Raw genomic sequence first — 25,948 nt, 5'->3', positions numbered from 1 at the left:
ACCTCGATATTGCGGCACGCCTCACGTTCCAGGCGGCGACTGGATTGCACCCGATTGAGATAACCGTAAATGTAAAGCTTCAGAAGGACTGCCGGATGATAGGAGGGCCGGCCCGTCTCCTTGGCGATCACACGCTCAAACCCCATTCCATGCAGATCGAGCGCCTCGACGAACACGTCGATCACATGGACCGCGTTGTCTTCGCTTACCCAATCCTCCAAACATTCCGGCAAGAGCGTCAGCTGGGATCTGTCCGCACCTTCAACGAAGCGTCCCATCCGTATCCCCCATCAGGAAACGGAGGAATCGTAGCTGACTCGTGGCTTTTCACACAGCCAGGTTCATCCGGTTACGTCGTGCGATACGTCACCGTTCCGGAGGCGGGCGACATTCTCATCACGCGCATCTGGCACGGCCGAGAGGAGCGCACCTGAGCCCCTACTCGTTCCGCGCGATCGCCGTCAGCTTGGTCATGTTCCGCAGCAATATCCGGCCGCGCTGGAGATCCAGGATCGCCTCCTTGCGCCAGGCCTGAAGCTGGCGGTTGACGCTTTCGCGGGCGGCGCCGACGAAGACGCCGAGCTGCTCCTGCGAGATGTGCACCTCGGAGCCGAAATCGGCGGCGAGCGCGCAGAGCCGCCGCGCCAGCCGCACCGGCAGCGGCTGAAGCATGGATTCCTCCATGCGCTCGCTCTGCCAGCGGACGCGCTGGCAGAGCAGCGCGATGATCTTGATCGCGACCTTTGGCTCGCGCTCGAGGAAACCGAGGAAATCTTCGCGCCGCAGCACGAACAATTCGCTCGCCTCACCCGCGGTAGCATCCGCCGTGCGGCTCTGGCCGTCCAGCACCGCGACCTCGCCGAACAGGTCGCCCGGCCCCATGAAGTTCAGCGTCAGCCGGCTGCCGTCGGAGGCGCCGGTCTCGATGCGGACCTGGCCGCGGCGCACGCCGAACAGCGCGTTTCCGGGATCGCCCTTCTGAAACAGCACCTCGCCGCTCCCCAGATGCTGGGTGTGGCACAGATTGGACAGCCGCTGGAGTTCGTCCTCACCGAGATCCGCGAACATCGCGTTCATCTTCAGGATGACCGCAAATTCGGCCTGCTTGCTCATTTCAATGTCCTCGTCAATTTACTCGTGAATGTCCTTGGCAAATCGCTTGGAACCATCAACATCAGGATCGCGTAAAACCGCGCCGGAGAAGTGTGTCATAAGTCACATAACTTTGCAGCACCCCCCGACTATTTTTGCGCGCTTGGAGCCGCTTCCCGTCCCGGGATAAACTCAGGCACAAAAGACGGGCGCAAAGGACGGTTAATCCGCCGGGTTCGCTGCCGATCGTCCGTCGTTGGGAAGTCGACATGAGAGCACTGAAATTCATCGGCGCGGCTTTGGCTGTCGTCATCATCGTGATCGCGGTCCTGCTGGTCGTCGGAATCCCGTCCGGCTTCCTGACCTCGACGATTGCCGCGCGGGTCGAGAGCGCGACGGGCTATCGCCTGTCGATCGACGGCACCACCAAGATCAGCCTGTGGCCGACGTTGAACGTCACCCTGAACGACCTCACGCTGCAAGACCCGAAGGACCGCAGCGGCATCACACGCCTGACGGTCGACAGCGTGCAGGCCGACATGTCGCTCTCCAGCGTATGGTCGGGCCGGCCTGAGATCAGTGAGCTCGTCGTCACCCATCCCGTGCTTTACCAGCCGCTGCTGCGTGAGCGCCTGCCGAATGCCGGCACCGCGTCGAAGCCGCTCGCGCTCGACACGGGCGGCGCGACCATCGACCGCGTCAAGATCACCGACGGCGAGGTTGCATTCGCGCGGATACGCGATCGCGTCGAGGGCCGCATCAGCGCCATCAATGCCGATGCCGTCGTTGGCGGCGACCGCAAGGTCAACATCACCGGCACCGCGCGCGTCGGCGAGCACCCGACCAAGTTCGACATCAAGGCGGGCACGCCGACGGCGCCAGGCGACCGGCCGGCGATTCCGGTCGACTTCGCCATCGACATGCCTGACGTGCTGAAGTCCCAGCTCGCAGGTCACGCCGACATGCGGCTGAGCGGCGATGTCGTGATGTTCAACGGCGTGAACGGCAGGCTCGGCGACGGCGCCTTCAACGGCTGGGCTTCGGTCGACATCGCGAGCAAGCCGCTGATCAAGGTCGATCTCGACTTCCAGCGGCTCGCGATTCCGCTGGCGAAATCGCCGGAGGGCGCGGCCGGACAACCCTGGAGCAATGCGCCGATCGACGTCTCCGGGCTCAATTATGTCGATGCGCAAGTCAGGATCTCGGCGAACGAGGCCGTGATCGGCGATGCCAGCCTTTCGCCGCTCGCGCTCGATGCAAAACTCGCCGGCGGCGTGCTGAAGGCCGGCACTGCCAATCTCGGCGCCTATGGCGGCCAGGTCTCGGGCGAGGTGATCCTGGATGCGACCACCGGCGCGCCGAGCTTCGCCATGCATTCCGATCTGGTCGGCGTGCGCGCGCGGCCACTGCTCCAGGGTCTTGCCGAATTCGACCGGATCGACGGCAAGCTGCAGGCCAAGCTCGCTTTGCGCAGCGCCGGCGCCAGCCAGCGTGCGCTGATGGCGAACATGCAGGGCACGGCCTTCGTCAATTTCCAGGACGGCGCGATCCGCGGCATCAATGTCGCGCAGATGATCCGCTCGCTGACCACGGGCACGCTGTCCGGCTGGCAAGAAAGCCAGGACCCCGGCCAGGAGCAGAGCACGGACCTGTCGCAGCTCTCGGCCTCCTTCCGCATCGACAAGGGCCAGGCGGTGACGACCGATCTCAATCTGATCGGACCGCTGGTGCGCGTGACCGGCGCCGGCACCATCGCCCTGGACACCAAGATGATGGGCTTCCGCGTCGAGCCCAAGCTCGTGATGACGACCGAGGGCCAGGGCCGCACCTCCGATCCGGTCGGCTTCGGCATTCCCGTGATGATCCAGGGCACCTGGTCGCAGCCGCGGATCTATCCAGACATGGCCGGCGTGCTGGATAATCCGGACGCCGCCTATGCCAAGCTGCGCGAGATGGGCAAGGGCCTGTTCGGACCTGATGGCGCCGGGCTCGGCAATATCCTGGGCGGCCTCGGGCTGGGCGGCACCACCGCACCGGGCGGTGGCAACGCGACCGGCAATGCCAATCCGCAAGGTCTGCAGCCGGGACAGAACAATCTGCTCGGCGGCCCCTTGGGCGAAGCCATCGGCAATCTGATCCAGCAGGGGCTTTCCAGCGGCGCGGGATCCAACACTGGCGCCGGCCGCAGCCGCAGCCTGCCGGCGACGCCATCCACGCCGGCTCCACAGGCCTCGCCTACGGCCCCCGCCCTGGAGGACCCGCCGGTCGCGCAGCAGGACAGTCAGCCAATGAACGACGTGCTGCGGCAGCTCTTTAATCGATGAGGGGCGGACCAACGCGCAGGCTGCGGCAATTCAATCCCCTTTTCCAACTGCCCCTTTGCCACCGCTTCTGGCGTCCACAGCGGGTAACCACAACGGCGGCTCGGCCGGCCCCTTGGCAATCCCCTGGCCCAAATTGTGGTAGAACGGCGCGAAAGGGCCGGTACGGCCGGTAGCGCGCAGCGGCAATGGCGGCGCGAGAGGATCGGGATGGCAGGAGCGAACGACAAGACACGGTTTCTGCGCGAGGGCCTGTTCGCCAAATATGTCGTCTCCCTCGTCGGCCTCGTCGTGTTCGTGCTCGCCGTCAACGGCGCGATGGAGACCTGGATCTCCTACCGCGCCACCCGGACGTCGCTGACCGATGGGCTGGAGGACAAGGCGCAAGGCGCCGCGCGGCGGATCGAGCAATCGATCTCGGAGCTCGAGCGCCAGATCAGCTGGGTGACGCGGGCGAGCCAGGACACGCTCGAAAAGCGCCGTGCGGACTACGCATCGCTCCTGCATCAGGTCTCGGTCGTCAACCAGCTGTTCCAGCTCAACGGCGACGGCCGCGAGGTGCTGCGCGTCTCGCGCCAGTCGACCACGACCGGGAGCAATGCCGACCTCTCCCGCGACATGCGCTTCACCGACACCGTCGCCCGCGGCGTCAGCTACGCGCCGGCCTGGTTCGCCGACCGGACCCCGTACATGTCGATCTCGGTGGCGCATTCCGGCTTCAACGCCGGCGTCACGGTCGCGGAGATCGATCTCAGCTTCCTCTCCGACTTCCTGTCCGACGCCCAGGTCGGCAAGGCCGCGTTCGCCTATGTGGTCGATCCGCGGGGCCGCGTGCTGGCGACGTCCTCGAAAGGGCCCGATGTCGGCAAGGACCTGTCGAAGCTGCCGCAGGTCGCGGCCGCGATTGCGCCCGGCCGCGAGCCCGACACGTCGGGCACCGATTTCAACGGCCATGCGGTGATGAGCGCCGCGAGCACGGTGCCGAAGCTCGGCTGGAGCGTGCTGTTCGAGCAGCCGACCACGCAGGCCCTGATGCCGATCCGCGACCAGCTGGTACGCATCGCGCTGCTGATCGGCATGGGCCTGATGGTCGCGATCCTCGCCGGCACGCTGCTCGCCCGCCGCATGATCATCCCGATCACGGCGCTGCGCGACGGCGCGCACAAGCTCGGCGAGGGCGATTTCAGTCACCGCATCGACGTCCACACCTCCGACGAGCTGGAAGACCTCGCCGGCCAGTTCAACCGCATGGCCGATCAGATCCAGGAGACCTATTCGAACCTGGAGACCAAGGTCGAGGAGCGCACCCGCGATCTCGCGCAGTCGATCCACGAGCTCAAGGTGCTGGAAGAGGTCGGCCGCGCGGTCTCTTCCTCGCTCGATCTCAATGCCGTGCTGCCGACGATCGCGGCCCGCGCCATCGAGATCACCCATGCCGATGCCGTGCTGATCTACGGCTATGATGCGGACAAGCGCCGCTTCAACCTGGTCGAGGCGGGCGGCATCGACAAATCGGCCGAGGGCATGCACGTCACCATCGACGAAGGCGAGAACATCCTGAGCGATTCGGCCGGGAGCGGCGAGCCGATCGCGCTGGCCGATCTCGACCAGGCCTTCGAGCAGCCGCTGCGCGACGCTGCGATCAATGCCGGCTTCCACGCGGTGCTGGTGGTGCCGCTGGTCGACCAGCAGGGCACGCTCGGCTCGCTGGTGGTGCTGCGCCGTGCCAGCGGCGCATTCGCCCCCAGCATCATCGGCCTGATGCGCACCTTCGCCAACCAGGCGGTGCTGGCGATGCGCAATGCGCGGCTGTTCACCGAGGTCGACCACAAGAGCCACGCGCTGGAGACGGCGAACGAGACCGTGCGCGCCCAGGCCGACAAGCTGCGCGAGCAGACCGAGCAGCTCAAGGACTGGAACAAATCGCTGGAGGCGCGCGTCAAGACCCAGCTCGGCGAGATCGAGCGCATCCGCAAGCTCGAGCGTTTCCTGGCGCCGCAGGTGGCGCAGCTGATCGCCTCCTCCGACAGCCCCGAGGGGCTGCTCACCAGCCAACGCCGCGAGGTGACCGTGGTGTTCTGCGATTTGCGCGGCTTCACCGCGTTCACGGAAGCGACCGAGCCGGAAGAGGCGATGAACGTGCTGCGCGAATATCACGCAGCGCTCGGCAAGCTGATCTTCAAATATGAGGGCACGCTCGACAAATACGCCGGCGACGGCGTGATGATCCTGTTCAACGCGCCGATCCAATTCGAGGACCACATCCAGCGCGCGGTGAAGATGGCGGTGGAGATGCGCGACACCATCGGCCCGCTGACCGAGCGCTGGCGCAACCGCGGACATAGCCTCGGCTTCGGCATCGGCATTGCGCTCGGCTATGCGACGCTCGGCCAGGTCGGCTTCGAGCAGCGGCTGGAATATGCCGCGATCGGCAGCGTCACCAACCTCGCCTCCCGCCTCTGCGGCGAGGCCAAGCCCAACCAGATCGTGGTGAGCCGCCGCGTCTACGGCATGGTCGAGCCCTGGGTCGAAGCCCGCGCCCTCGACGACCTCCAGCTCAAGGGCTTCAATCACCCCGTGCTGGCGATGGAGATCCTGTCCTGGCGCGAGGAGATGGAGAACGTGGTGGATACCGCGGCGGCACGGCGGCGAGGGTAGCCAAAACAAAAAAGTGCGAAAACAACCCCATGCACAGTAGCCGGGCCTGCAAGATCAATGGGTTACGCGCGTCTCGCGCGGGGGCTGGCGTGATTTGACATGATCGGGCGCTCAGGCCGATTTCGCGACGTTACGAAAGCGCTCCAGAGACGCCCTGATCGCGCAGGACATGCGTAAAATTCCAGATCTTGGCGACGTGAGTCTGGGCGTTCACGGTGCGCTCCCGAGAAACGGATTGACGATGGTGAGCCCGCCGATGCTGCGGCCGTGTTGCAGGTCTTCGCTGTAGAGCGTGTCGCAGCCGGCCTCGACCGCCGCAGCGACGATCAGCGCGTCATAAAAGGCAAGGGTGTGACCGCTGGCAAGCGCAAGCGCCGCGGCGTGCGTGTGTGATGTCAGCGGCAAGATGTCGGGAAAGCGAAAGCGGAGGGACTGCACAGCTGCCTCGATCATTGGCCAATCCTGCTTCTGCTTCTTACGCAACACGTTGGTGAACTCGTTCAGCACCTGCGCGCTGATGACACCACCGCCAGCAATCGTGTTCAGCGCCCGCTGGCGCTTTGTGTCGGTCGAATAGGCGTAGATCAGAATATTGCTGTCGAAGAAGGCGCTCACCGCTCGTTCGCCTCATCGCGATCGAACTTGTAGCCTTCGGGCAGGGGAAACTGGAACTGCTCCACCTGCCTGAGAAATTCCGCTCGCTTGTCGATCTTCTCTACTGCGAGCCGGCCCTTCGAGGCCTCCACCACGTTGAGTTCGTCGCCGGGCGAAAGATTCAGGGCCTCGACAAGCGCCTTGGGCAGGCGAACCGCCAAGCTATTTCCCCATTTGGAAACGAGCACGGGACCCTCCATGATATACATCAGCTACTGTATATCATAAAACGGATATCATTTCTCCTCAAGAGGCCTGCAAACGGAACATATATACGAGTGGACACTAGACGACTAGGTGTCGCAGCCGATGTCGCAGATAAGTTATGCGATTAATTTCTAGGCAACAGTCGCGTCAATCATCCTCCTGAATGCTCGGGAGATTTGGCTGGTCTTTGCGGTCGATGGAGATGTTGGTGGCGTCGGCGAGCCATGGTCCGTAGGACTTGGGATCGTATCCAACCTCTGGCAGTGCTGTATATTTCAGCCAGTATCCATATTCAGCAATGTGAACGAACTTATGCCGCGCTCGCCAAAGTATAGTTCCGACGTATCGCGGTTTGTCTTGGCTCGGAATGTTGATGCCGCGAACCTCAATTTCTGCGACCATCGCAGCACGGTTCAGAGGTCGCCCCGCATCCTTGAGAACACCCTCCATGATCCTCACGAAGTCGGCAGGGCGGCCTCGTGGGCGAATCGGTATCGCCGATTCTGATCCCACGCGCGCGACCTCAGACGGACGGTCTTGGGACTGAGAGTTACCCCCGGTATCAACAGCTTCCCGGTTCGTTCCCTCGAGATCGCGGTACATTTCAATGAACTGGTCTAACTTCGCCAGTTCGTTTTCCAATTCTAGACGCCTTTTCAAGGCCTTGGCTAATACCTGATCCATCATTCCGGCCCCGGTTTCGAATTGTCAGATCTGTATCACGACGGCGGGAACAGCGCAATGAGAGGATTCCGTTAACCCTTCCTGTTAAGAATCAGTTAACCTTTTGGGCGTGTCGAGAGGGTCATTCGAAAGTTCCTTGAATGACCCGGTGAATCCGGCTATGTAGATGATGAGCGTTCTAAACGCATACAGCCCCAGACGCGTGGATCAGACGCGAAAGGGGCTGATGTTTAGTTCCGTGGTCGAGGCACTTTCCCAGCGCCCACTCGACCGCGAGCCGGCAATATAGCGTGCCGCCGACTCGGGCTCAAGGGCCTCAGAAGATGAGGTCTACTATGACTGCAACTCCCCCGAAATGGATCTACGTCGATCCCTATTATCGCATTCGTGATGGAGTGATCCAGCACGTTCGCGGTCATTGGCGCCGGCGTCGGACCAGCCGAACCTCAGCGACCGTCATTTCGTTTCCGCATCCTTCGGCTGCGTAGCGAAACGACGTTTTCTTGCTGCAAGTTCTTCCCGTCGGGCTTCGTGCCCGGCGGTTTCTTTTTTTTGGACTTGTCGATGTTCGCCTGCACTTCCTTCGGGTCTGTCCCGATGAAGCGCTTGAGAGCTTCGTCAAACGGCATATCGAGACCGAATGGCGGCTCGGGCGGCTGACTTCGTATCTTCGGCTTTTTCACGAGATCAGGACCTTATACGGGAGCGCGCCAGCGACGCATTCGAACAGATCATTCATGCGGTCGGCCGCCGACATATTACGGCGGTTGAGCCTCCAAGTCATTTCCTGCACGTACTTTTGCAGATGCTTCTCGCTCACCCAATGATGGGTACCAACGATCTGGCGCTTGAGGAGTGCCCAAACGCTTTCGATGCTGTTGGTATGGGCCTCGCCACGCTTGTACTCGCCCTTCTGATGATTGACGATCTCGTGGTTCTGATAGCCCTCAAGCCGCCTATAGACGGGGTGAGCATCGGTCGCCAGCATGGCTGGCGTCCTTCGCGACCGTCTCATTGACGAGCTCGTGCATGGTCTTCTTGTTGGCTTCTGGCAGAACCTTGGCGACAACTTCCCCGTCACGCTCAACCGCGCCGATGACCGGCGTCTTGTCCTTCGGACCGCCGTGCGTGCCGCTGCGGCGCTTGTGACGGTTGATCGCCTTGCCGCCGACGTAAGTCTCGTCCACTTCAACCACACCATCGAGGGGCTTGTTGAATGAGCGAGTGCGCGCCGCATGACGCAGGCGATGCAGGACGAACCATGCCGACTTCTGCGTGATACCCAGGTCCCGCGCCAGCGTGGTCGAGGCGATGCCCTTCGGGTGACTAGTGATGAGCCAGATCACGCCGAACCAAATGCGCAGCGGGAGCTTGGTATCCTCAAAGATGGTGCCGACCGTCACCGAAAAATTGCGAAGGCAGTCAGAGCAGCGGAACTTGTTCTTGCGGCTGAGGGTATAAGCCTTCTGGCAATCGCAGTACGGGCAGACAGCGCCCTCCGGCCAGCGGATGGCGGTGAAATGGTCAATCGCAGTCTGCGGGTCCTGAAAGGCGATCATCAGATCGGTCAGAGTCTTGAACTGCGTCAACATTGGTTTTCCCCTTATTGATGAGAAAAATAAGGGAACTTTAGTTCTGTGTCAACTGGTATATAACCCCCCCCCTGCAGCCGATGCCCTTCGTCTTGGGAGGCGCGCCGGCGAAGCCGAGGATCTCGCGCAATTCACCCTCCCACGAACCATATCCCGCCTCCCTGCGACCAATCCTCGCTTCGCGAGAATCCGGATGGAGACGATCTGTGGCGTTTGCCTTGCCTTCGCGTGCTTATGATTTGCAGATGCTGGACCGTCCCGCCGACCGTGCGCGCGATCATGGTTGGGTCTATGGGCTGCCGCCGGGCATCACCAGCGAAGAATGGCCGCTCGATCCGGTCAGCGGCTATCCGCTGATGCACGGTTTTACGCTTCTGCTGCCGGAGGATTATCGCGTGCATGGCGAAGACATCGTCGCGGTGTCGTTCTTTGCCACCGCGCCCGATCACAATGACGGCGGCGCGCCCGACGATCCTGAAATCCGCGAGGCCGTGCTGGCGCTGCCGGCGCATCCGCGGCTGTCGCGGATGACCGACATCCTTGACTATGAATATGCCGCGCTGCTGCTGACGAAGGCCGAATATGAGGGCGCGCTCGCGACCCCGCCGGCGCCGATTGCACTTGCGGCGGCCGAGCGTCCGCGCTGGCTTGACGTCGGCGGCGCCAGCGCCTTCTTCGAGGCCGCGCCGCCTTACGGGCAGAAGATGTTCGCCAGCGCTCCGCGCGCTGCTCTCATTGAAAATCGCGCATTTCGCTGTCGCCGCGTGCGAGCGATCCCAACGCCGGCAAAGGCCCGCAGGACGAGCACACTCGCGAGAAGCCGCCGACCGGCTATCAGCCTTACTACTATTACATCGGCGGCGTGCCGGGCCGCGACAATTTCCGCCTGCACGATTGGAGCAAGGACCACGCCCACAATCATCTCGGCGGCACCATGCGGCCGTGCCAGGCGGTGCCCGAGATGAGCCCGTTCTACATCGAGTTCGAGGAATATTTCGGCGGCTATAATTTTGGCGGCGGCAATGCGCAGCTCGATTTCAGGGACATGAAGTTCGACTGGGCGTGCGGGTGATCACGTCCCCCGCTTCGGTCCGATCGCCTCGAAGCCGGCCTTCTGCTCGTCGCTCAGATCGGCCTCGAAATCGTCGAGCGCATCGCTGATGCCGCCGACCGCTTGCAGCATCGTCTCAAGCCGCGCCTTCACGGCGGCGAGGCGGACCTGCGGTGTCGCGGCGGCCGCTGCGGGGCAGGCGCTCAGCGTCTCCATGGTGCGCAGCGTGGTGTCCTGGAGCACCTCAAAGCGGGCGCGGGCGACCTCGTCGAGCTTGAGCGTGGAAGCAATGTCGTCCGCGGGCCATTGCTGCTGCACCAGCTGCTCGTATTGGCGCTGCGCCTTTTCGTCATAGCGGGGATCGTAGCCCGGCTTGCAGGCGGCGGCCGCCTGCGCGTCCTTGGGCTGAGCTGCGGCAAGCGCGGCGCGACGCTCATTGCCGAGCGCATTGAGCCTGGCTTTCTGGTCGTCATTGAGGAGACCGACGAATTTCACAAGCGGCGGCGCGACCGCGTCAATTGCCTTGATCATGGCCTCGAGCCGCTCGCGCATCAGGCCGAGGCGCTCGGCGGCGGTGTCCGGGGCCTGCGCCGGGCAGGCGGCACGAATAGTGTCGCGCGCAGCATTCCAGGCGGATGCGAGCTCGTCGAGCGCGGTGCGCTGCGATTCGTTCGGCGCTACGGCAGCAGTGACGCGTTCGACGGGCAGACCGCCGGTGTCGCTGGCTTCGCAAAGAGTCTCTGCGGACGGGGTGCGCCGCGCGCGCCGGCCTTGCGGCGCGGTGTAGGCAGCAAGCTCGGTGGCGGCATAGGGCGTGAAGATCGCGGCATAGATGTCGCCATAGCCATAGAGCGAGAGGCTGGTGGTGTCGCCGAAGATGATCGCGGTGGTGAGATCGTCATGCGCGAACGGCCAGAACACCGGGCCGACCCAGCCATAGCTGCCGTCGGGATGACGCCACCAGCCCTGCGGGCGGCGCCCGCCCTGCCAGCCCGACAGCGCGGCCTGCGCGGTCAGCGCCGCACGCAGAACGTAAGGGTTGGCCGGCTGGCCGCGCTCGGCGCCGCGGGGATCCTGCGACCTCAGCGCGGCCGAGCGGTATCGGCCACCGCGCACCGCCATGCGGGCATGGCGCAAGCGCGACAGGCCGATCATGTGGCCGACGGCAAAACGTGCAACGCCGAGAGGACCGCCGCGCAATCCGAACTGGGCCTCGGCCTTGTCAGGCAGCAGCAGTGCCCCAAACATGAGAGCAGCGCCCGCCAGCGCCAGTCCCATGCGTCCGGACATGAAAACTGACCTGACCACCTCGGCCTCCTCCCAACGCCAAGCGCGCACTGCGTCGCATCACAATGACGCGCGGGGGAACCGATAGTTCCGGAGCGACACAGGGCAAAGCGTCGCGGGCGAGCTTATCCCTCCCTGCTTGCGGACCGCTTTGCGGCGAGAGGGAGAGGAAAGACCGTTCCCGTCACTGCGCCTTTGGCGGCATCACAAACGTCTGGCCGGGATAGATCAAATTGGGATTGTGGATCTTGTTGCGGTTGGCGTTGAAGATCACGGCGTAGCGGGCGCCGTCGCCATAGGCGAGCTTGCTGAGCGCCCATAGGCTGTCGCCGCGGGAGATCACACGGCTGCCACCCGCTTCCGCAGGTGTGCCACTGAGTGCGTCCGCCGGGGAAGCCGATGCGACAGCCGTCCCCGCCGCCCGGGCCATCACCTTCGGCTTCGGTGCGCCCGTCAATCTGGGCCGAGCCGCGGGCCTGTCGGGTGCTGAGGCCAGGTGTGGCGATGCCGAGGGCAAGGAGGCCACGACTTCCGGCTTGTCGTCAGGCTTCTCGGCCTGCTTCGGCTCTTGTTTCGCTTCTTGCCGCGCGGCGGGTGCCGGCGGCGGCGCGGCCTCGGCGATCGTCACCGGCATGCTGCGGCTGGATTGCGTGACGGTCCCGTCGGTCGATTTCGCCCGCAGGGTCAGCTCGTAGGAACCGGCAGGAAGCTGCGGAGGGGTCATCACGAACTGGCCCGACGCATCGGCCGTGACGGTGTCGAGCGGCTTGCCGTCGCGCAGCAGCTCGACCTTCGCACCCGGCGTGGCCTGGCCGGCGATCACCGCCGCTTCGCCATGATCGTCGATGCGCGCGACGTCGAAACGGGGACCCGCATCCGCCGCTGCCGCCGGCGGCTTGACCGGCGCGAGATCGGCCAGCGCCGTGACCTGCTTCTGCGTCTCGGCCAGCGCGCCCGCCTTCGGCTCGGGCGCCGGCGATGCGGCCGGGGCCGGCGGCGCGCTGGCGGCAAGCTTTTGCTCTTCCGGCTTGGGTTCCGGCTTCAGCGCGGGCTTGGTTTCGACCTTGGCATCGACTTTGGCTTCGGCCTTGGCCTCCGGCTTGGCGGCGACTTCGGTCTTCGCCTCGCCCGGCAGCAGGCGGCGCAGTTCGGTGGGGCCGATCACCAGCACGGTGCCGCCCACCGCGAGCAGACAGAAGGCAATGAAGGCCTTGGATGCGGTGATCATCGGAAATGAACCTTGGGACGCAAATCAGCCGAGGGCAGCAAATTGCGCCGATTTCGCTGCGGCAGCAAGACGATCGTTGGGATGATGCGCAGCCGCGCCCGGGATGAACCGGCGCGGCCCCGTCGGCGTCAAATCAACGAGACCGCATTGCGCCCAATTTTTTTAAGGATTTTCCCCGTGAACGCATTTTGCCGCCCTGCACCATGGCTGGCGCTTGCCCTGACGCTGGCCGCCTCGCCTGCGCTTGCTGCCTCCGGCCCGCCGCCGGGCTTCGTCCTCACCGACGATGAACATCTCGGCTTCACCTCGCCCGACAAGGCCACCAAGCTCGAGCAGTACATGAAGGACGGCGAGGATTTCGACGTCAAATGGCAGGTGTGGGCGCGACACGGCGAAGGGATGACCGAGCTGAAGCCCGAGCAGGGCTATCCGGCCGGCTTCCGTTTCACGAGCGATTCGCAATGGCTGGTGCGGATGCAGAAGACCGGCTCCGGCGAGCAAGACCTCTTTCTCTACCATGTCGAGAAGGGCGCCTTCGTCAGCGCGACGAAGCATTCGCTCAGCGATCTCGCCTGGGCCTATTTCCACAGCCGGCCGGACACGCGGAAGATGAAGCTCGACTGCCACATCTCGGCCAATCTCGTGAAAGGCACGGAAGAGGCCTATCGCGGGCTCGGCGTGAAATGGCCCGACAACCGTTACCTCGTGATCTCGCTGTCGGGCGAAATGGACAAGCATCCGAAGAACGTCGCCATGAAGGGCCTCGCCGACTGGCGCTGCCGCTATGATCTCAAGACCGGCACCTTCGACGTGCCGGCGATGTTCGCCAAGGCGAATGCGGAAGCCCTGAAGTGGGAGATCCGGCGGTGACGCCGGGAACAACCTCCTGATTCCGCTCCGATTCATATTTTCGTAACCCTTGCTGGTAACGGGGTCTTGTCGGTTTTGCTGCATCTTGCGTCCCACGGGAGGGCTGGATGGGCACATCGATCCGATGGACCGCGCGGATGCGCGCGTTGCTGCGCCGCTGGCGCGGGGCACCGCTGACATGGTTGATCGTCGGCGGCTTCGTGCTGATGGCCGCAACCGCCATCGGCACGGCGCTCACCGTCGACCGCTTCCGGCAGAATGCGATCGAGAGCGGCCGCGACAGCCTGGAAAACTCCGTCCGCATGCTGGCGCGGCATTTCGACCGCGAGTTCGAGGACTTTGCGGTGCTCCAGAAGAGCATCATCGCCGAGCTCGAAAGCCGCGGCATCGAATCCGCCGAGGTGTTCCGCAGCGAGATGGGCACGCTCGCCATGCACGAGGTGCTGCGCGCAAAGGCCAGCGGCTGGTCCGACGTCGCCGGCGCCAATGTGTTCGATTCCAAGGGCGTGCTGATCAACTCGTCGCGGCGCTGGCCGGTCGCCGAGATCTCGGTGGCCGACCGCGGCTATTTCAATCGCCTCAAGAATGATCCGGCCGCGCAGGAAGAGATCGAGGTCGTACAGGGCCGGCTCGGCAACGGACCGGCGATCGTGTTCGCCCGGCGCGTCTCCGGCCCTCACGGCGAATTCCTTGGGCTCGTCTCGCGCGCGATCGCGCCGGAGCAGCTCGAATCCTTCTTCGCCTCGACTGGGCTGGGCGAAGAATCCTCGATCGCGATGCATCACCAGAACGGCCAGCTGCTCGCGCGCATCCCGCGCGTCGATGCGATGATCGGGCAGAACTACCGCAAGGGCACGCCGGAGCAGATGGCGGTGTTCGAGCGCACCTTCGTCACCACGAAGCTCGCAAGTCCGATCGACGGCAAGGACCGCATCGTCGCTTCGCGCCTCCTCACCGGCGAGCCGCTGGTCGTGGTCGCGACCAAGTCGCTGGATGCGACCCTCGCCACCTGGGGCACGCAGACGAAGTTCTTCGTCACAGTGGCCGTGGTGTCGATCGGCCTGCTCGTGCTCACGCTCTATCTGATCTTCCGCCAGGTGACGCACCGGCTCTCGCTGGAGAAGCAGCGGCTCGACACCGCCATGAACACCATGACGCAGGGCCTCCTGATGTTCGATCAGGACGAGCGGCTGATCGTCTGCAACCGGCGCTATATCGAGATGTACGCCCTGTCGAGCGAGGTGGTGAAGCCCGGCGCCCATTTCCGCGACGTGATCCGGCATCGCCACGATACCGGCTCGTTCCACGGCGACGTCCCGTCCTATTGCGACGACATCCTGAGCAATGTCGGGCGCACCCAAAGCACCATCGTCGAGACCGCCGACGGCCGGCTGATTGAGATCAAGAACCAGCCGGGCGCGGCCGGCGGCTGGCTCGCCACCCATGACGACGTCACCGCGCGCATTCGCGCCGACGAGCGCATCGCCCATATGGCGCATTACGACGCGCTGACCGACCTACCCAACCGCGTGCTGATGCGCGGGCATCTGGAGCGCCGCGTCGCCGAGCTTGCCCAAGGCAAGCCGTTCGCGATCCTCTATATCGACGTCGACGAGTTCAAGGGCGTCAACGATTCGCTGGGACACGAGGTCGGCGACGAGCTGCTGCGCCAGGTCGCGAACCGCCTGCGCGCCTGCGTCAGTGGCAACGACATGGTGGCACGGCTCGGCGGCGACGAATTCGCCATCATCAAGGCCGGCACCAACGATCAGGCCCAGCTGACCGCGCTGGCGGAAACAATCTTGAATGCCCTGCGCGCGCCCGTCAACTGCAAGGGCCAGGAGATCCCGACCGATGCCAGCATTGGTATCGCGATCGCGCCCGACCATGGCGATAATATCGACGACCTGCTCAAGCGCGCCGATCTTGCGATGTACGCCGCGAAGTCGGAAGGGCGCCGCACCTTCCGCGTCTTCTCACCCGAATACGACGCCAAGGCGAAGGCGCGCCGGCAGCTCGAGCTCGATCTGCGGCATGCGCTCGCGCGCGGCGAGTTCGAGGTGCACTACCAGCCGCTGGTCGACCTCGCGGCCAATGTCGTCACCGGCTGCGAGGCGCTGCTGCGCTGGCGCCACCCCGAGCGTGGCATGGTTTCGCCCGCGGACTTCATCCCGGTTGCCGAAGAGACCGGCCTGATCGGCGAAATCGGCGAATGGGTGCTGAAGCAGGCCTGTACCGAAGCCGCGAGCTGGCCCGGCCAGATCCACATTGCGGTGAACGTCTCGCCGGTGCAGTTCCGCTCGCGGACGCTGGCGCTCAAGGTCGCCGCCGCGCTCGCGGAATCGGGGCTGGCGCCGGAACGACTCGAGCTCGAGATCACCGAGACCGTGCTCATTCGCGACGACGAAGAGGCCCTGACCATCCTCCAGCAGCTGCGCGAGCTCGGCGTGCGCATCGCGCTCGACGATTTCGGCACCGGCTATTCGTCGCTGAGCTATCTGCACCGCTTCCCCTTCGACAAGATCAAGATCGACCGCAGCTTCATCAGCGACATCGGCGAACCCGACGATTCCTCGCCGATCGTGCAGGCCGTGGTGCACATGGCCGCCGCCCGCCGCATGGCGACGACCGCCGAAGGCGTCGAGACCGAGGCCCAGCGCGAGGTGCTGCGTCAGCTCGGATGCAGCCAGATGCAGGGCTGGCTGTTCAGCCCGGCCGTGCCCGCGGCGAAATTGAAGCAGCTATTGTCGGCGCAGGCGGCCGCAGCTTGAGCCGCGCGCTGATGACTGCCGCTCCATCCGCGGTGTCCGCGACGATCGGCATCGAAACGCTCGTGATGCGGCTGGGCTGATGACACGCGACCGAACGCGGAACGTCGGCTCGCGACAGCCGTGCGACCGCCTGTCACGCTTTTTGTCATAAAGCGCTTTCCTCACCCGCCGCCCATCGTGCGTTCGCGAAACCCTGCGCCTGCTTGGAGCAGGATCGGACAAAGCGTGGCCGCTTCAGGCAATACGCTGGGCCCTCGCAGCCATAGAACGCGCGCCGTCCGTACAAATACGGGTGACTGATTTGAAGTTCGACTGATCAGGAGGCGCGACAATGACCGGACACACTGCTCCCATGCGCGATCCCTCGCAGCAGGGCTTGCCACCCGCGCCCGGCGCACAGGGGGAGGACAACTCGCATTCCGACCGGCGCGCCGCCGGTGCGGAGATGGCGCGCGTGCTCAGGACCGAACCGTTTCGCATGGCGCTGGATGCTTCCGGCGCCGGCCTCGCGCACTGGAGACACGATCCGCTGCACGACGTCGTCGAGCCCATGAGCCACCACGTGATCATGGCCTACAACGGCGTGATGCAGCGCATGGAGCGGCGCTCGGGACGATCGGTCGCGATCGGTACGTTTCGCCCCGGGGTCCTGATCATCATTCCGGAAGGATCGAGCTCCAGGTGGGACATTCCGAAGCCCGTCGACGTGGTTCAGCTCTATCTTCCCGATGCGACGCTGAAGCGCATTGCCGACGAGGCCGGGACCACCGGACCGGCCGACCTGCTGGAGCGAACGGCGCATCCGGATCCCATCACGTCCCGACTGCTGCTGAGCGCAGCGGACGCGCTGGAGGGCCATGGCGCGCTGGATAATCTGTTCCGGCATCAGTTGACGGATCTTCTGGCCACGCGCGTTCTGGCGGCCCATTCGGGCTCGCCGACCACATTGCAGCCGACCATGGGCGGGCTGTCGCCGAAGGTCCTGCTCCGTGCGATCGAACGATTGCGGTCCGACAGCGATGCAGACGTCTCGCTCGATGCGCTGGCGTCCGATGCGGGTCTGTCGCGCTTTCACTTCTGCCGTGCCTTCAAGGAAAGCACCGGGCTGTCGCCGCATGCCTGGCTGCGCCAGCACCGCCTCGAGCAGGCCATGACGATGCTGCGCGACAGTGACGATGCGGTGGTCTCGATCGCAGCCGCGCTTGGCTATTCCTCGCAGACGGCATTCGCGGCTGCCTTCAGGAAGCTGACCGGGGAGAGCCCGAGCGACTGGCGCAGGCGCCAGCGTTAGCAGCAATCGCGCTGTAACCACGGCAATCGCTCTGGCGCAGCGGCAGATCCGATCCGCTAAACCATCACCATGCCCGGACCAATCGACGGAGACCGAAGATGACCTGGAAAAAGATGACCTGGAAAAACTTCATCAGCCGGCGGGTGATCGCCTCGCGCCGCCGAGGTCTTGCGACCGCAACCTTGTACGGACTCTCGCTGGCCGTTCGCTTCACGTCCGCGACGGGCGAGGAGGTGGAGATTCCCGCGCAGGCCCTGCACCCAGCCTACCCGCTGATGTCGATCATGACCCGGGATGGCTCCGGCCTTCCCTACCAGGACTGGGGCCCGAGCGCGGCTCAGTCGGTTATTTTTCGCCAAGCCTGGCCTCCGAATTCGACGCTGTCGCGCTGCGTAGCGCCTTAAGACCAGCGTTTCACATCATCTCTTCTCATCTCTTCGTGCCATCGCCGGACGCTGCCCTGAGCGGAGCAGCGACGGTCCGCGCGCGGACTTTCGAAACTGCCTACCAAGGAGCAAACCCATGCGATTAGTCATTATCGGCGCCGGCTTCGCCGGCATGTACGCCGCCCTTTCCGCAGCCCGCCTGCGCGAGATCCAGGGCGTCTCGCCAGAGGCGCTCGAGATCGCGCTGGTGGCCCCCGAGCCGACGCTCGTGGTTCGCCCGCGGCTCTACGAACCGAAGCCCGAGACCCTGACGGCGCCCCTGCTCGACGTGCTCGAGGCCATCGACGTCACCTATGTGCAAAGCAGAGCGGAGACGGTCGACACCAAATCCTGCATGGTGAAGATCGCCACGGCGAAGGGCACGAAGAAGACGCTCTCTTACGACCGCCTCGTCGTGACCACCGGCAGCCGGCTGTTCCGTCCGAACATTCCGGGCCTTGCCGAGCATGGCTTCAGCGTCGATTCACTCGACGATGCGATTGCGCTCGACAAGCACCTGCATGGTCTCGCCAAGCGGCCGGCCACGAACGGGCGCGACACGGTGGTCGTCGCCGGCGGTGGCTTCACCGGCATCGAGGCGGCCACCGAAATGCCGGCACGGCTTCGCGACATCCTCGGCGCCAACGCGAAGACCCGCGTCATCATCGTCGAGCGCAACAATGCGATCGCGCCCGACATGGGCGCAGGTCCTCGACCCGTCATCGAGGACGCCCTTCACAAGCTCGGTGTTCAAACCCGGCTCGGTGCCGGCGTCGCCTCGCTCGACGAGTCCGGCGTCACCCTGTCCAGCGGCGAACACATCGAGACCGAGACCGTGATCTGGGCGGCCGGCATTCGTGCCGCGCCTTTGACCGCGCAGATCCCCGCCGAGCGCGACAGTTTCGGCCGCTTGCTGGTCGACCGCTGCTTGCAGGTGCCAGGCGTCCAGGGCGTGTTCGCGGCCGGCGATGCGGCGCGTGCCGCCTGCGACGACGAGGGCAATTACGCGCTGATGTCGTGCCAGCACGCCACGCGCATGGGCGCCTTCGCCGGCAACAATGCGGCCGCGGGGCTGCTGGGCCTGCCGACCAGGCCCTATCACCAGAAGGCCTATGTCACGTGCCTCGATCTCGGCGAAGCCGGCGCGCTGTTCACGCGCGGCTGGGAACGCAACGTGGAGATGGTCGGCGAGGTCGCCAAGAAGACGAAACGGGAGATCAACACCGTCTGGATCTACCCGCCGCGCGCCGAACGTGCCGTCGCGCTGGCCTCGGCCGATCCGGAGCGTGTGACTGACCTCTAGAGCATGATCCGGAAAAGTGTGGAGCGGTTTTCCGAAAAGATCATGCTCAAACATAACCTAAAACGCGATGACGATTCATCCTGATCTCATCGCGCTTTAGGCACTCACACGACATCGGCCACGCGATCGTGGCTGGACTGCGCTGTCAGCGAAGAAGGAGATCGAACATGAAAAGTGAAAATGTCGTCATCGTGACGGGAGGCAGCTCGGGCATCGGGCGCGCAGCGGCACTACGTTTCGCCAGACAAGGCGACAAAGTGCTCGTGACCGGCCGCCGTCCCGGTCCTATCGAAGAAACGGTTGCCGAGCATGCAAACATTGCCGGCCTGGTTGCCGATGTCGCCTCCGCCGAAGATGCCAGGCGCACAATTGCCAAGGCGGTCGATACCTGGGGCAAGGTCGATGCCTTGGTCAACAACGCAGGCGCAGGCGCAATTCTTCCGCTGGCCGACGCGACGGCCGATCGGATCATGGACATCTTTTCCGTGAATGTGATCGGCCCAAGTCTGCTCGCCGCTGCTGCTTTGCCCCACCTCAAGGCAACACAGGGCACAATCGTCAATGTCTCGAGCACTTTCGGCCACAAGCCGGCGGGCGCCCTGTCCCATTACGCAGCCAGCAAGGCGGCATTGGAGCACTTGACTCGCTGCTGGGCGCTGGAGCTCGCACCGGTCGGTATACGCGTGAACGCGGTCGCTGCGGGACCCACGGAATCTGGCGCTCTGACTGGCATGATGGGGCTGTCCCTGGAGCAGGCTGCCGCAATCAAGGAGCAGGAGCGCGCGCGCATACCGCTCGGGCGACGCGGCGTTCCGGACGATGTCGCAGAATGGATCGTCCGGCTTGCCGGCCCCGCTTCAGAATGGGTGACGGGCCAGGTGGTCGCGATCGACGGCGGCCTGGGACTGGCATAGCTGCGCGCATGCGTTGGCAGCAATCACTCTATAGCGACGGCAATCGCTCTGGGGCAGCCGCACGTCGCGTTCGATAAATCATCACGGGACACACCAGCATTGACCGCGCTGCCCACGGGAGACGCGCGGTCTTTTCCCGAACTGAACGTCAAGACAGAGCGCAGGAGCTTTCAACAATGAATCAGACGATCCGCAACACCCAGGAGAAGACGAACATGAACTTGCACGACACTGCACACCTCGGCAGAGGCCCCGAAGAGCTGGTCCCGTCGCGGTACGCGCTGCGGATTGGCGAGATCGACGTGCTGGTGATCAGCGATGGGGTGCTGACGCTGCCAGGTGCGATGCTGGCCCACAACGCCGACCCGGCCGTCCGCGCGGCCTGGCTGAAGGACATGTTCCTGCCGCCGGATGCTTTCGATTGGGCGCTGAACGTGGTGGTGGTGCGCAGCGGCGGCCAGACCATCCTCGTCGACGCTGGACTAGGGTCCGACCCCGACTTGCACCTGCCGCGGGCCGGGCAGTTGAGCAAGCGACTGGAAGCCGCCGGCATCGATCTTGGGTCCGTGACCGACGTGGTGCTGACGCACATGCACATGGACCACATTGGCGGTCTGCTCGTCGACGAGGTCAGGGACCGGCTGCGCCCGGACCTGCGCATCCACGTGGCAGCCGCCGAGGTCAAGTTCTGGGAGGCGCCCGATTTCTCCCACGTCGCGATGCCGCCGGGATTTCCGGACGCGCTGCGGGCGACCGCCAAGCGGTTCGCGAAAGAGTACCATAACCAGCTGCGCACCTTCGAGGACGAGCACGAGGTGGCGCCGGGAGTGGTGGTCACGCGCACCGGCGGCCACACCCCCGGGCACAGCGTGGTGCGCCTGGCATCCGGCGGCGAGCGGCTGACATTCGCCGGCGATGCCGTGTTCACCGTCGGATTCGATCACCCCGAGTGGCACAACGGCTTCGAGCACGATCCCGAAGAGGCGGCGCGCGTTCGTGTCCGTCTCTTGCGGGAGCTGGCGGCGAATGGAGAACTCCTCGTCGCCACTCACATGCCATTCCCATCGGTCGGCCGGGTGGCGGTCGACGGCGATCACTTTCGCTGGGTGCCGGCGTTCTGGGACTACTGACCGCTAGAAGCATGATCCGAACCTGAAGGGCCGCGTTGGCGCAAAGTCTGCCGCGGTTTAAGGATCATGCTCAGCGCGAACCGAAGCGCGATGACGATCACCCGATCTCATCGCGCTTTGCCGCGTGGCGTTTACATCATGCCTTTTGCGGCACGCACTTCGGCGATCTCGGCGTCGGGATGGCTGACGATGGTCGCAAACATGATGCCGCTGATGATCAGCGACCAGGCGGTGTCCCAATAGATCCAAAACACGTGCCAGCCTCCGTTTCGATCTCCTCCGCCCACAGGATCAGGGTAACGGCAAGGCGAGGCTGCCGTTCCCGGTGCGAGTGCGGGGCTATTCTTGTTTGGTCGGCGGGGAGCTGCGACCGGTTTGACCGGTGTGGCGCTTTGCCACGACGTCCTCGTCGCGCTCGCCCTGATGCGGCGGCAGCTTGGGCTGGCCTTGCTGACCGCCATGCTTGCCGCCCATGTCGGGCTTGCCTTCGAGATCGTTTTCACGGGGCATGATGCTTCAATGCGCTGGCGCGGCATTGGTTCGCACTGTGAACGAGGTCATAGGATCGCCGCGGTTTGCGGTGCACGATCGTTGGCCGAAGCATCGAGATTCGACCGCCGGATTTGGCCTGATGCGGAAACGACTGATCACCTGGACCATCCTGACCTGCGGGCTGCTTGCGGTCACCGTATGGACTGTGCTCGGTCCGCCCGGCCAACCGCCCGGCCCGCATTTGCCCTCCCGCAGCGTGACGGCGGCGGTGCGGTAGCCTCCGAGCGACCGATACAATTTCGGCATCGATCGATCCCAACTGGAATTTGGTGCGACGGCGCGCCTTCCCGCTATCCTCGACGGCAAAACGACAATGCCGCACCGGCTTCGAGGAGGAAACCATGTTGAGACCGACCCGACGCATCGCATCACGCCTGCCGCGCGCTGCGATCGCCACCACCCTCACTTTTCTCGCCCTCATTCCTGGAGTCCGCGCCGGCATGGCCGAAACCTTCGCTTATGTCGGCAACGCCGACAGCAACGACATCAGCGTGTTCAAGATGGCCGAGAGCGGCGAGATGATGCCGGTGCAGACGGCCGCCTTCACCGGCGTCGAAAAGCCGGGATCCTCGACGCCGCTCGCGATCACGCCTGACAAGCGCGTGCTGATCGCCGGCATCCGCTCGCAGCCATACCTCGCGGTGAGCTTCGCGATCGACCCCAAGACCGGCCAGCTCAGCCATGTCGGCAACGGGCCGCTCGCCGACAGCATGGCCAATATCGCCGTCGATCGCAGCGGCAAGTTCCTGTTCAGTGCCTCCTATGGTGGCAACAAGGTTGCGCTGAATCCGCTTCAAGCCAACGGCGTCGTCGGTGAGCCGAAGCAGGTGATCCCGACCGGGCTGAACGCGCACGCCGTCCTGCCCTCGCCCGACAACCGCTTCGTGTTCGCGACCAATCTCGGCTCCGACCAGGTGCTGAGCTTTGCGTTCGACGCCGCGACCGGCACGCTGACGCCGAGCGATCCGCCGGCCCACAAGGTGCCGGAAAAATCGGGGCCGCGGCACTTCGTATTCCACCCGGGCGGCAAGTTCGTCTATCTCGTTCACGAGTTGAACGGCGATGTCGCGGCGTTTAGCTATGACGCCAAGAGCGGCGCCTGGACCGAGATCCAGCGCACCACCGCACTGCCGGAAGGGTTCAACGGCAAAGCTTCCGATAAAAAGCCTTGGGCCGCCGACATCCACATCACCCCAGACGGGCGCTTCCTTTACGCCTCCGAGCGCACCACGAACACGCTCACCGCCTACAAGGTCGATGCAACCAGCGGCAAGCTGACCACGATCGGCAGCGTGCCGACCGAGAAGCAGCCCCGCGGCTTCAACATCGATCCCTCTGGGCGCTATCTCGCCGCCGTCGGCGAACTCTCCGACGGCATGACGGTCTATGCGATCGACCAGAGCAGCGGCGCGCTCGCCAAGCTGAAATCCTATCCCACCGGCAAGAAGCCGAACTGGGTGGAGTTTCTGAGCCTGCCGTGAGGGACGCGCGGCCGGCCTACGTAATCATCCGTAATTTCGCGCGGCCCGCCTTGGCGCCATATCATCGGGCATGTACCGTCATATCGTCTTCAAGTGCCCCCAGACCGGCATGAATGTGCAATATTGGCTTGGCGACGAGCCAACCGATCGGACGCATGTTTCCGTGCCGTGTCAGGCCTGTACGCGCCTGCACCTGATCGATCGCGCCACCGGCAAGCTGCTGGGTGATCGCCGGAGCTGACGGCCAGCCAGCCCCGCTGCGACCTCCCCGTCCGGCGGAGCGAACCTGATCTCCAATCCCGCGACTAATCAAAGACTTGCCGCGGCGGCCCGCGCCGGCGTGGCATCCCGCCATGGGACAACGCTGCCGTAGTCCGGCCCGTTGCCATCTGCTATCGATTGAAGGGCTTGAACCCGTGGAATTTTCGATGCGTCATTTGCCCCGTGCCGTTGCCCGAAGCCTGTTTCCCGCAGCCATCGCCGGCGTGTTCGCTCTCGGCCCATATCCGGCCGGAGCCGCCGAGGACGATGCCCCCAAGGGGCCGGCGGTCACGGTGCTGAAGGTCGCGAAATCCTGCTTCTCCGACATCGTCGAGGCCACCGGCACGATCATCGCGCGCGAGGAAACCTCGGTGCGGCCCGAACGTCCCAGCCTGAAGGTAACCGAGGTGCTGGCGGAAGCCGGCCAGACCATCACTGCCGGCCAAGTGCTGGCGCGGCTGGCGCTACCGGAAGGCGGCACGCTTCAGGTCACCGCGCCCGTGGCGGGCGTGATCGCCACGTCGACCGCGCAGATCGGCAATTTCGCCTCGGCCAAGGGCGAGGCCCTGTTCACGATCGTGGCGCGCAGCGAATATGATCTGGTCGGCCTGGTCGCGACCACCGACATGCGCAAGCTCGCCGTCAATCAGCAGGCGACCGTGCGCATCGCCGGCGCCGGCGACATCGACGGCAAGATTCGCCGCATCGGGCCGACCGTCGAGCAAAACATCCAGCAGGGCATGGTCTATATCGGTATCTCCTCGCAGAAGCGCCTGTTGCTCAACGCGAGCGGGCGCGCGCTGATCAAGACCGGGCAGAGCTGCAACGTCGCGGTGCCGCTGACGGCCGTGCAATATTCCTCGGCCGGCACAGTGGTGCAGGTGATCCGCCGCAATCGCGTCGAGACCAAGCGCGTCGAGATCGGATTGATGTCGGGCGGCAATATCGAGGTCCGCGACGGCCTCAACGATGGCGACGTGATCGTCGCCCGCGCCGGCGCGCTGCTGCGTGAGGGCGATCCGGTGCGCCCGGTGATGGCGAGCGCGGAAGCGGCGAAATAGCAGCCACGATCGTCATTGCGAGGAGCTCTTGCGACGAAGCAATCCAGAGTCCTTCCGCGGAAAGATTCTGGATTGCTTCGCTACGCTCGCAATGACGACGTGGATGCAGGTGTGCGCAACAACGCGCACATCGTAGGGTGGGCAAAGCGAAGCGTGCCCACGTCTTCTATCGAAAACTTGGATAGATGGTGGGCACGGCGCTTTGCGCCTTTGCCCACCCTACAAGAGCTGCGATTACCGAAAAAACTAGCCGCCGGCTTCGCCGAAACGGACGTCCTCGAGCAATGACGACGACACGCTCGGGACCTGGTCGCCTTCGCTGGCGCGGGAGATGGCGACGCGGGTCTTGTTGAAGACGCTTTCGGCGCTGCTACCTTGCGCATTGAGGTTGTTGAGGAGCTCGCTGACCAGCACGCTGTGCTCGCCCTTGCCGTCATCGACGACCTTGCCGGGTGAGGCCGAGGTGAGGATCAGCGCATTGTCGGACGCGCTGATCGGGGCGAGACCGTGGCTGTAGGAGCGGAAGCGGCGCTCGTAGGGATTACGGCGGGAGGCGTCGACGACGACGAGCTTGGCCTTGGCGCCCTGCTCCTTCATCATGTCGAGCACGCCCTCGATGGAGACGCCGTGGCGGCGGACGTCGCTTTCCTTCCAGATCACGGCATCGACCGGCAGCATGTAGCTCTCGCGGCCGGCCTGCACGCCATAGCCGCCGAAGAACAGCATGACGACGCTGTCGTGCTTGATCCGGGACTTCAGGCGGTTGACGGCGCGGACCATGTCGTCCTTGGTCGCGTCTTCCACCATGTCGACGTCAAAGCCGCTCTTGCGCAGGGACGAAGAGAGCGCGCGGGCGTCATTGATCGACTGTGTCAGGGGCGCGTTGGCGTCGGGATAATGTCCATTGCCAATGACCAGCGCCAGATGCGTGGCATGGCCGATCGAGCCGGTGATCTGGTCGGTCGAGACGGCCTTGGCGGCGTCGATCGCGCGCATGTTGAGGGCAGCATGGGCGCCGATCACGAGGGACACCGTGCCGATGAGGGCGGCGGCGACGGCAATCGTGCGTCGGGAAAGGTCGAGCTGCCTTACATTCATCTCGGTTCGTTCCTGTG

The 25,948-nt window shown here is 64.6% G+C and carries 26 protein-coding genes; 13 read left to right on the top strand and 13 right to left on the bottom strand.

The annotated features are described in order from the left end of the window. A partial coding sequence (locus BLV07_RS40930) for a transposase (RefSeq protein WP_143035672.1) occupies window positions 1–278 on the bottom strand: 278 nt, incomplete at its 3' end. A 160-nt stretch (window positions 279–438) separates the two neighbouring features. Next, window positions 439–1,113, bottom strand: a complete 675-nt coding sequence (locus BLV07_RS40920) for a Crp/Fnr family transcriptional regulator (RefSeq protein ID WP_091897898.1) — start codon at window positions 1,111–1,113, stop codon at window positions 439–441. A gap of 248 nt (window positions 1,114–1,361) precedes the next feature. Here BLV07_RS40920 and BLV07_RS40915 point away from each other — a divergent pair, with 248 nt between their 5' ends. After that, the gene (locus BLV07_RS40915) at window positions 1,362–3,416 is read left to right on the top strand and encodes an AsmA family protein (RefSeq protein ID WP_091897897.1); all 2,055 of its coding nucleotides are present in this window, start codon (window positions 1,362–1,364) and stop codon (window positions 3,414–3,416) included. Between the two features lie 207 nt (window positions 3,417–3,623). Beyond that, window positions 3,624–6,071 carry an adenylate/guanylate cyclase domain-containing protein gene (locus BLV07_RS40910; protein WP_091897896.1) on the top strand — a complete coding sequence of 816 codons (2,448 nt, stop codon included), beginning with the start codon at window positions 3,624–3,626 and terminating at the stop codon, window positions 6,069–6,071. A gap of 210 nt (window positions 6,072–6,281) precedes the next feature. On the opposite strand, the gene BLV07_RS40905 is transcribed toward BLV07_RS40910, so the two are convergent. From BLV07_RS40905 to BLV07_RS49945, 6 genes are all read right to left on the bottom strand, one after another. After that, window positions 6,282–6,686 (bottom strand): PIN domain-containing protein, encoded by a 405-nt coding sequence (locus tag BLV07_RS40905; RefSeq protein ID WP_091897895.1) that lies wholly within the window; start codon window positions 6,684–6,686, stop codon window positions 6,282–6,284. Continuing rightward, window positions 6,683–6,913 (bottom strand): AbrB/MazE/SpoVT family DNA-binding domain-containing protein, encoded by a 231-nt coding sequence (locus BLV07_RS40900; RefSeq protein ID WP_091897901.1) that lies wholly within the window; start codon window positions 6,911–6,913, stop codon window positions 6,683–6,685. Before BLV07_RS40900 ends, BLV07_RS40905 begins: the two co-directional genes overlap by 4 nt. Window positions 6,914–7,079: 166 nt before the next feature. Continuing rightward, entirely contained in the window at window positions 7,080–7,619 is a 540-nt protein-coding gene (locus tag BLV07_RS40895; RefSeq protein ID WP_091897894.1) for a hypothetical protein, read from the bottom strand. A 443-nt stretch (window positions 7,620–8,062) separates the two neighbouring features. Beyond that, complete coding sequence (locus tag BLV07_RS40890) at window positions 8,063–8,299, bottom strand: hypothetical protein (protein ID WP_143035671.1); 237 nt, start codon at window positions 8,297–8,299, stop codon at window positions 8,063–8,065. Continuing rightward, window positions 8,296–8,604 carry an IS1595 family transposase gene (locus tag BLV07_RS49950; protein ID WP_210187850.1) on the bottom strand — a complete coding sequence of 103 codons (309 nt, stop codon included), beginning with the start codon at window positions 8,602–8,604 and terminating at the stop codon, window positions 8,296–8,298. Before BLV07_RS49950 ends, BLV07_RS40890 begins: the two co-directional genes overlap by 4 nt. Continuing rightward, window positions 8,573–9,208, bottom strand: coding sequence for an IS1595 family transposase (locus tag BLV07_RS49945; protein WP_210187849.1), 636 nt, complete (start codon window positions 9,206–9,208; stop codon window positions 8,573–8,575). Before BLV07_RS49945 ends, BLV07_RS49950 begins: the two co-directional genes overlap by 32 nt. Before the next feature lie 245 nt (window positions 9,209–9,453). Between BLV07_RS49945 and BLV07_RS40880 the strand changes: the two genes are divergently transcribed. After that, window positions 9,454–10,173, top strand: coding sequence for a hypothetical protein (locus BLV07_RS40880; RefSeq protein WP_244551393.1), 720 nt, complete (start codon window positions 9,454–9,456; stop codon window positions 10,171–10,173). Between the two features lie 107 nt (window positions 10,174–10,280). Here the strand turns inward: BLV07_RS40880 and BLV07_RS40875 are convergent, their stop codons facing one another. Continuing rightward, window positions 10,281–11,549, bottom strand: coding sequence for a Spy/CpxP family protein refolding chaperone (locus BLV07_RS40875; protein WP_091897892.1), 1,269 nt, complete (start codon window positions 11,547–11,549; stop codon window positions 10,281–10,283). Between the two features lie 181 nt (window positions 11,550–11,730). After that, window positions 11,731–12,774 carry a LysM peptidoglycan-binding domain-containing protein gene (locus BLV07_RS40870; RefSeq protein WP_091897891.1) on the bottom strand — a complete coding sequence of 348 codons (1,044 nt, stop codon included), beginning with the start codon at window positions 12,772–12,774 and terminating at the stop codon, window positions 11,731–11,733. Window positions 12,775–12,951: 177 nt separating this feature from the next. Between BLV07_RS40870 and BLV07_RS40865 the strand changes: the two genes are divergently transcribed. The 7 genes from BLV07_RS40865 (at window position 12,952) to BLV07_RS40835 (ending at window position 21,478) form a co-directional block, all read left to right on the top strand. Beyond that, entirely contained in the window at window positions 12,952–13,644 is a 693-nt protein-coding gene (locus BLV07_RS40865; RefSeq protein ID WP_091897890.1) for a hypothetical protein, read from the top strand. A gap of 107 nt (window positions 13,645–13,751) precedes the next feature. Further along, window positions 13,752–16,415, top strand: coding sequence for a bifunctional diguanylate cyclase/phosphodiesterase (locus tag BLV07_RS40860; protein WP_091897889.1), 2,664 nt, complete (start codon window positions 13,752–13,754; stop codon window positions 16,413–16,415). A gap of 331 nt (window positions 16,416–16,746) precedes the next feature. Further along, window positions 16,747–17,706 carry a helix-turn-helix transcriptional regulator gene (locus BLV07_RS40855; RefSeq protein ID WP_091897888.1) on the top strand — a complete coding sequence of 320 codons (960 nt, stop codon included), beginning with the start codon at window positions 16,747–16,749 and terminating at the stop codon, window positions 17,704–17,706. A 98-nt stretch (window positions 17,707–17,804) separates the two neighbouring features. Then, entirely contained in the window at window positions 17,805–18,110 is a 306-nt protein-coding gene (locus tag BLV07_RS40850; protein WP_244551392.1) for a hypothetical protein, read from the top strand. A 118-nt stretch (window positions 18,111–18,228) separates the two neighbouring features. Then, on the top strand, window positions 18,229–19,434 hold the full coding sequence (locus tag BLV07_RS40845; RefSeq protein WP_091897887.1) for an NAD(P)/FAD-dependent oxidoreductase: 1,206 nt from the start codon (window positions 18,229–18,231) through the stop codon (window positions 19,432–19,434). A 128-nt stretch (window positions 19,435–19,562) separates the two neighbouring features. Beyond that, window positions 19,563–20,348: an SDR family NAD(P)-dependent oxidoreductase gene (locus BLV07_RS40840; RefSeq protein WP_244551391.1), complete on the top strand. Its 786-nt coding sequence runs from the start codon at window positions 19,563–19,565 to the stop codon at window positions 20,346–20,348. 176 nt (window positions 20,349–20,524) lie between these two features. Further along, a complete protein-coding gene (locus BLV07_RS40835; RefSeq protein WP_091897885.1) occupies window positions 20,525–21,478 on the top strand; it encodes an MBL fold metallo-hydrolase in 954 nt (317 codons plus the stop codon). A 131-nt stretch (window positions 21,479–21,609) separates the two neighbouring features. Here the strand turns inward: BLV07_RS40835 and BLV07_RS49940 are convergent, their stop codons facing one another. Further along, window positions 21,610–21,732, bottom strand: a complete 123-nt coding sequence (locus BLV07_RS49940; protein WP_256477651.1) for a hypothetical protein — start codon at window positions 21,730–21,732, stop codon at window positions 21,610–21,612. 85 nt (window positions 21,733–21,817) lie between these two features. Beyond that, on the bottom strand, window positions 21,818–21,988 hold the full coding sequence (locus tag BLV07_RS48135; RefSeq protein WP_176946095.1) for a hypothetical protein: 171 nt from the start codon (window positions 21,986–21,988) through the stop codon (window positions 21,818–21,820). Window positions 21,989–22,109: 121 nt separating this feature from the next. Here BLV07_RS48135 and BLV07_RS48130 point away from each other — a divergent pair, with 121 nt between their 5' ends. From BLV07_RS48130 to BLV07_RS40820, 3 genes are all read left to right on the top strand, one after another. After that, window positions 22,110–22,247: a hypothetical protein gene (locus tag BLV07_RS48130; RefSeq protein ID WP_176946094.1), complete on the top strand. Its 138-nt coding sequence runs from the start codon at window positions 22,110–22,112 to the stop codon at window positions 22,245–22,247. Window positions 22,248–22,371: 124 nt separating this feature from the next. After that, window positions 22,372–23,511 (top strand): lactonase family protein, encoded by a 1,140-nt coding sequence (locus BLV07_RS40825; RefSeq protein ID WP_176946093.1) that lies wholly within the window; start codon window positions 22,372–22,374, stop codon window positions 23,509–23,511. Between the two features lie 428 nt (window positions 23,512–23,939). Further along, window positions 23,940–24,833 carry an efflux RND transporter periplasmic adaptor subunit gene (locus BLV07_RS40820; protein ID WP_176946092.1) on the top strand — a complete coding sequence of 298 codons (894 nt, stop codon included), beginning with the start codon at window positions 23,940–23,942 and terminating at the stop codon, window positions 24,831–24,833. 246 nt (window positions 24,834–25,079) lie between these two features. On the opposite strand, the gene BLV07_RS40815 is transcribed toward BLV07_RS40820, so the two are convergent. Next, window positions 25,080–25,931 carry a caspase family protein gene (locus tag BLV07_RS40815; RefSeq protein ID WP_091897883.1) on the bottom strand — a complete coding sequence of 284 codons (852 nt, stop codon included), beginning with the start codon at window positions 25,929–25,931 and terminating at the stop codon, window positions 25,080–25,082. Between the last annotated feature and the right edge of the window lie 17 nt (window positions 25,932–25,948).

The sequence above is a fragment of the Bradyrhizobium sp. Rc2d genome, from assembly GCF_900099855.1.
Classification (GTDB): Bacteria; Pseudomonadota; Alphaproteobacteria; order Rhizobiales; family Xanthobacteraceae; genus Bradyrhizobium.
This window is presented reverse-complemented; position numbering and strand designations above follow the sequence as displayed.

What these genes read in the sequence shown, in the direction of transcription:
- BLV07_RS40835 (WP_091897885.1), top strand. Translation starts at nt 20,525, where the DNA reads ATGAATCAGACGATCCGCAACACCCAGGAGAAGACGAACATGAACTTG.
- BLV07_RS40915 (WP_091897897.1), top strand. Translation starts at nt 1,362, where the DNA reads ATGAGAGCACTGAAATTCATCGGCGCGGCTTTGGCTGTCGTCATCATC.
- BLV07_RS40870 (WP_091897891.1), bottom strand. Translation starts at nt 12,774, where the DNA reads ATGATCACCGCATCCAAGGCCTTCATTGCCTTCTGTCTGCTCGCGGTG.
- BLV07_RS48130 (WP_176946094.1), top strand. Translation starts at nt 22,110, where the DNA reads ATGCGGAAACGACTGATCACCTGGACCATCCTGACCTGCGGGCTGCTT.
- BLV07_RS40880 (WP_244551393.1), top strand. Translation starts at nt 9,454, where the DNA reads ATGCTGGACCGTCCCGCCGACCGTGCGCGCGATCATGGTTGGGTCTAT.
- BLV07_RS49950 (WP_210187850.1), bottom strand. Translation starts at nt 8,604, where the DNA reads ATGCTGGCGACCGATGCTCACCCCGTCTATAGGCGGCTTGAGGGCTAT.
- BLV07_RS48135 (WP_176946095.1), bottom strand. Translation starts at nt 21,988, where the DNA reads ATGCCCCGTGAAAACGATCTCGAAGGCAAGCCCGACATGGGCGGCAAG.
- BLV07_RS40920 (WP_091897898.1), bottom strand. Translation starts at nt 1,113, where the DNA reads ATGAGCAAGCAGGCCGAATTTGCGGTCATCCTGAAGATGAACGCGATG.
- BLV07_RS40910 (WP_091897896.1), top strand. Translation starts at nt 3,624, where the DNA reads ATGGCAGGAGCGAACGACAAGACACGGTTTCTGCGCGAGGGCCTGTTC.
- BLV07_RS40895 (WP_091897894.1), bottom strand. Translation starts at nt 7,619, where the DNA reads ATGATGGATCAGGTATTAGCCAAGGCCTTGAAAAGGCGTCTAGAATTG.
- BLV07_RS40815 (WP_091897883.1), bottom strand. Translation starts at nt 25,931, where the DNA reads ATGAATGTAAGGCAGCTCGACCTTTCCCGACGCACGATTGCCGTCGCC.
- BLV07_RS49945 (WP_210187849.1), bottom strand. Translation starts at nt 9,208, where the DNA reads ATGTTGACGCAGTTCAAGACTCTGACCGATCTGATGATCGCCTTTCAG.
- BLV07_RS40875 (WP_091897892.1), bottom strand. Translation starts at nt 11,549, where the DNA reads ATGTCCGGACGCATGGGACTGGCGCTGGCGGGCGCTGCTCTCATGTTT.
- BLV07_RS40825 (WP_176946093.1), top strand. Translation starts at nt 22,372, where the DNA reads ATGTTGAGACCGACCCGACGCATCGCATCACGCCTGCCGCGCGCTGCG.
- BLV07_RS40855 (WP_091897888.1), top strand. Translation starts at nt 16,747, where the DNA reads ATGACCGGACACACTGCTCCCATGCGCGATCCCTCGCAGCAGGGCTTG.
- BLV07_RS40860 (WP_091897889.1), top strand. Translation starts at nt 13,752, where the DNA reads ATGGGCACATCGATCCGATGGACCGCGCGGATGCGCGCGTTGCTGCGC.
- BLV07_RS40845 (WP_091897887.1), top strand. Translation starts at nt 18,229, where the DNA reads ATGCGATTAGTCATTATCGGCGCCGGCTTCGCCGGCATGTACGCCGCC.
- BLV07_RS40820 (WP_176946092.1), top strand. Translation starts at nt 23,940, where the DNA reads ATGCGTCATTTGCCCCGTGCCGTTGCCCGAAGCCTGTTTCCCGCAGCC.
- BLV07_RS40850 (WP_244551392.1), top strand. Translation starts at nt 17,805, where the DNA reads ATGACCTGGAAAAAGATGACCTGGAAAAACTTCATCAGCCGGCGGGTG.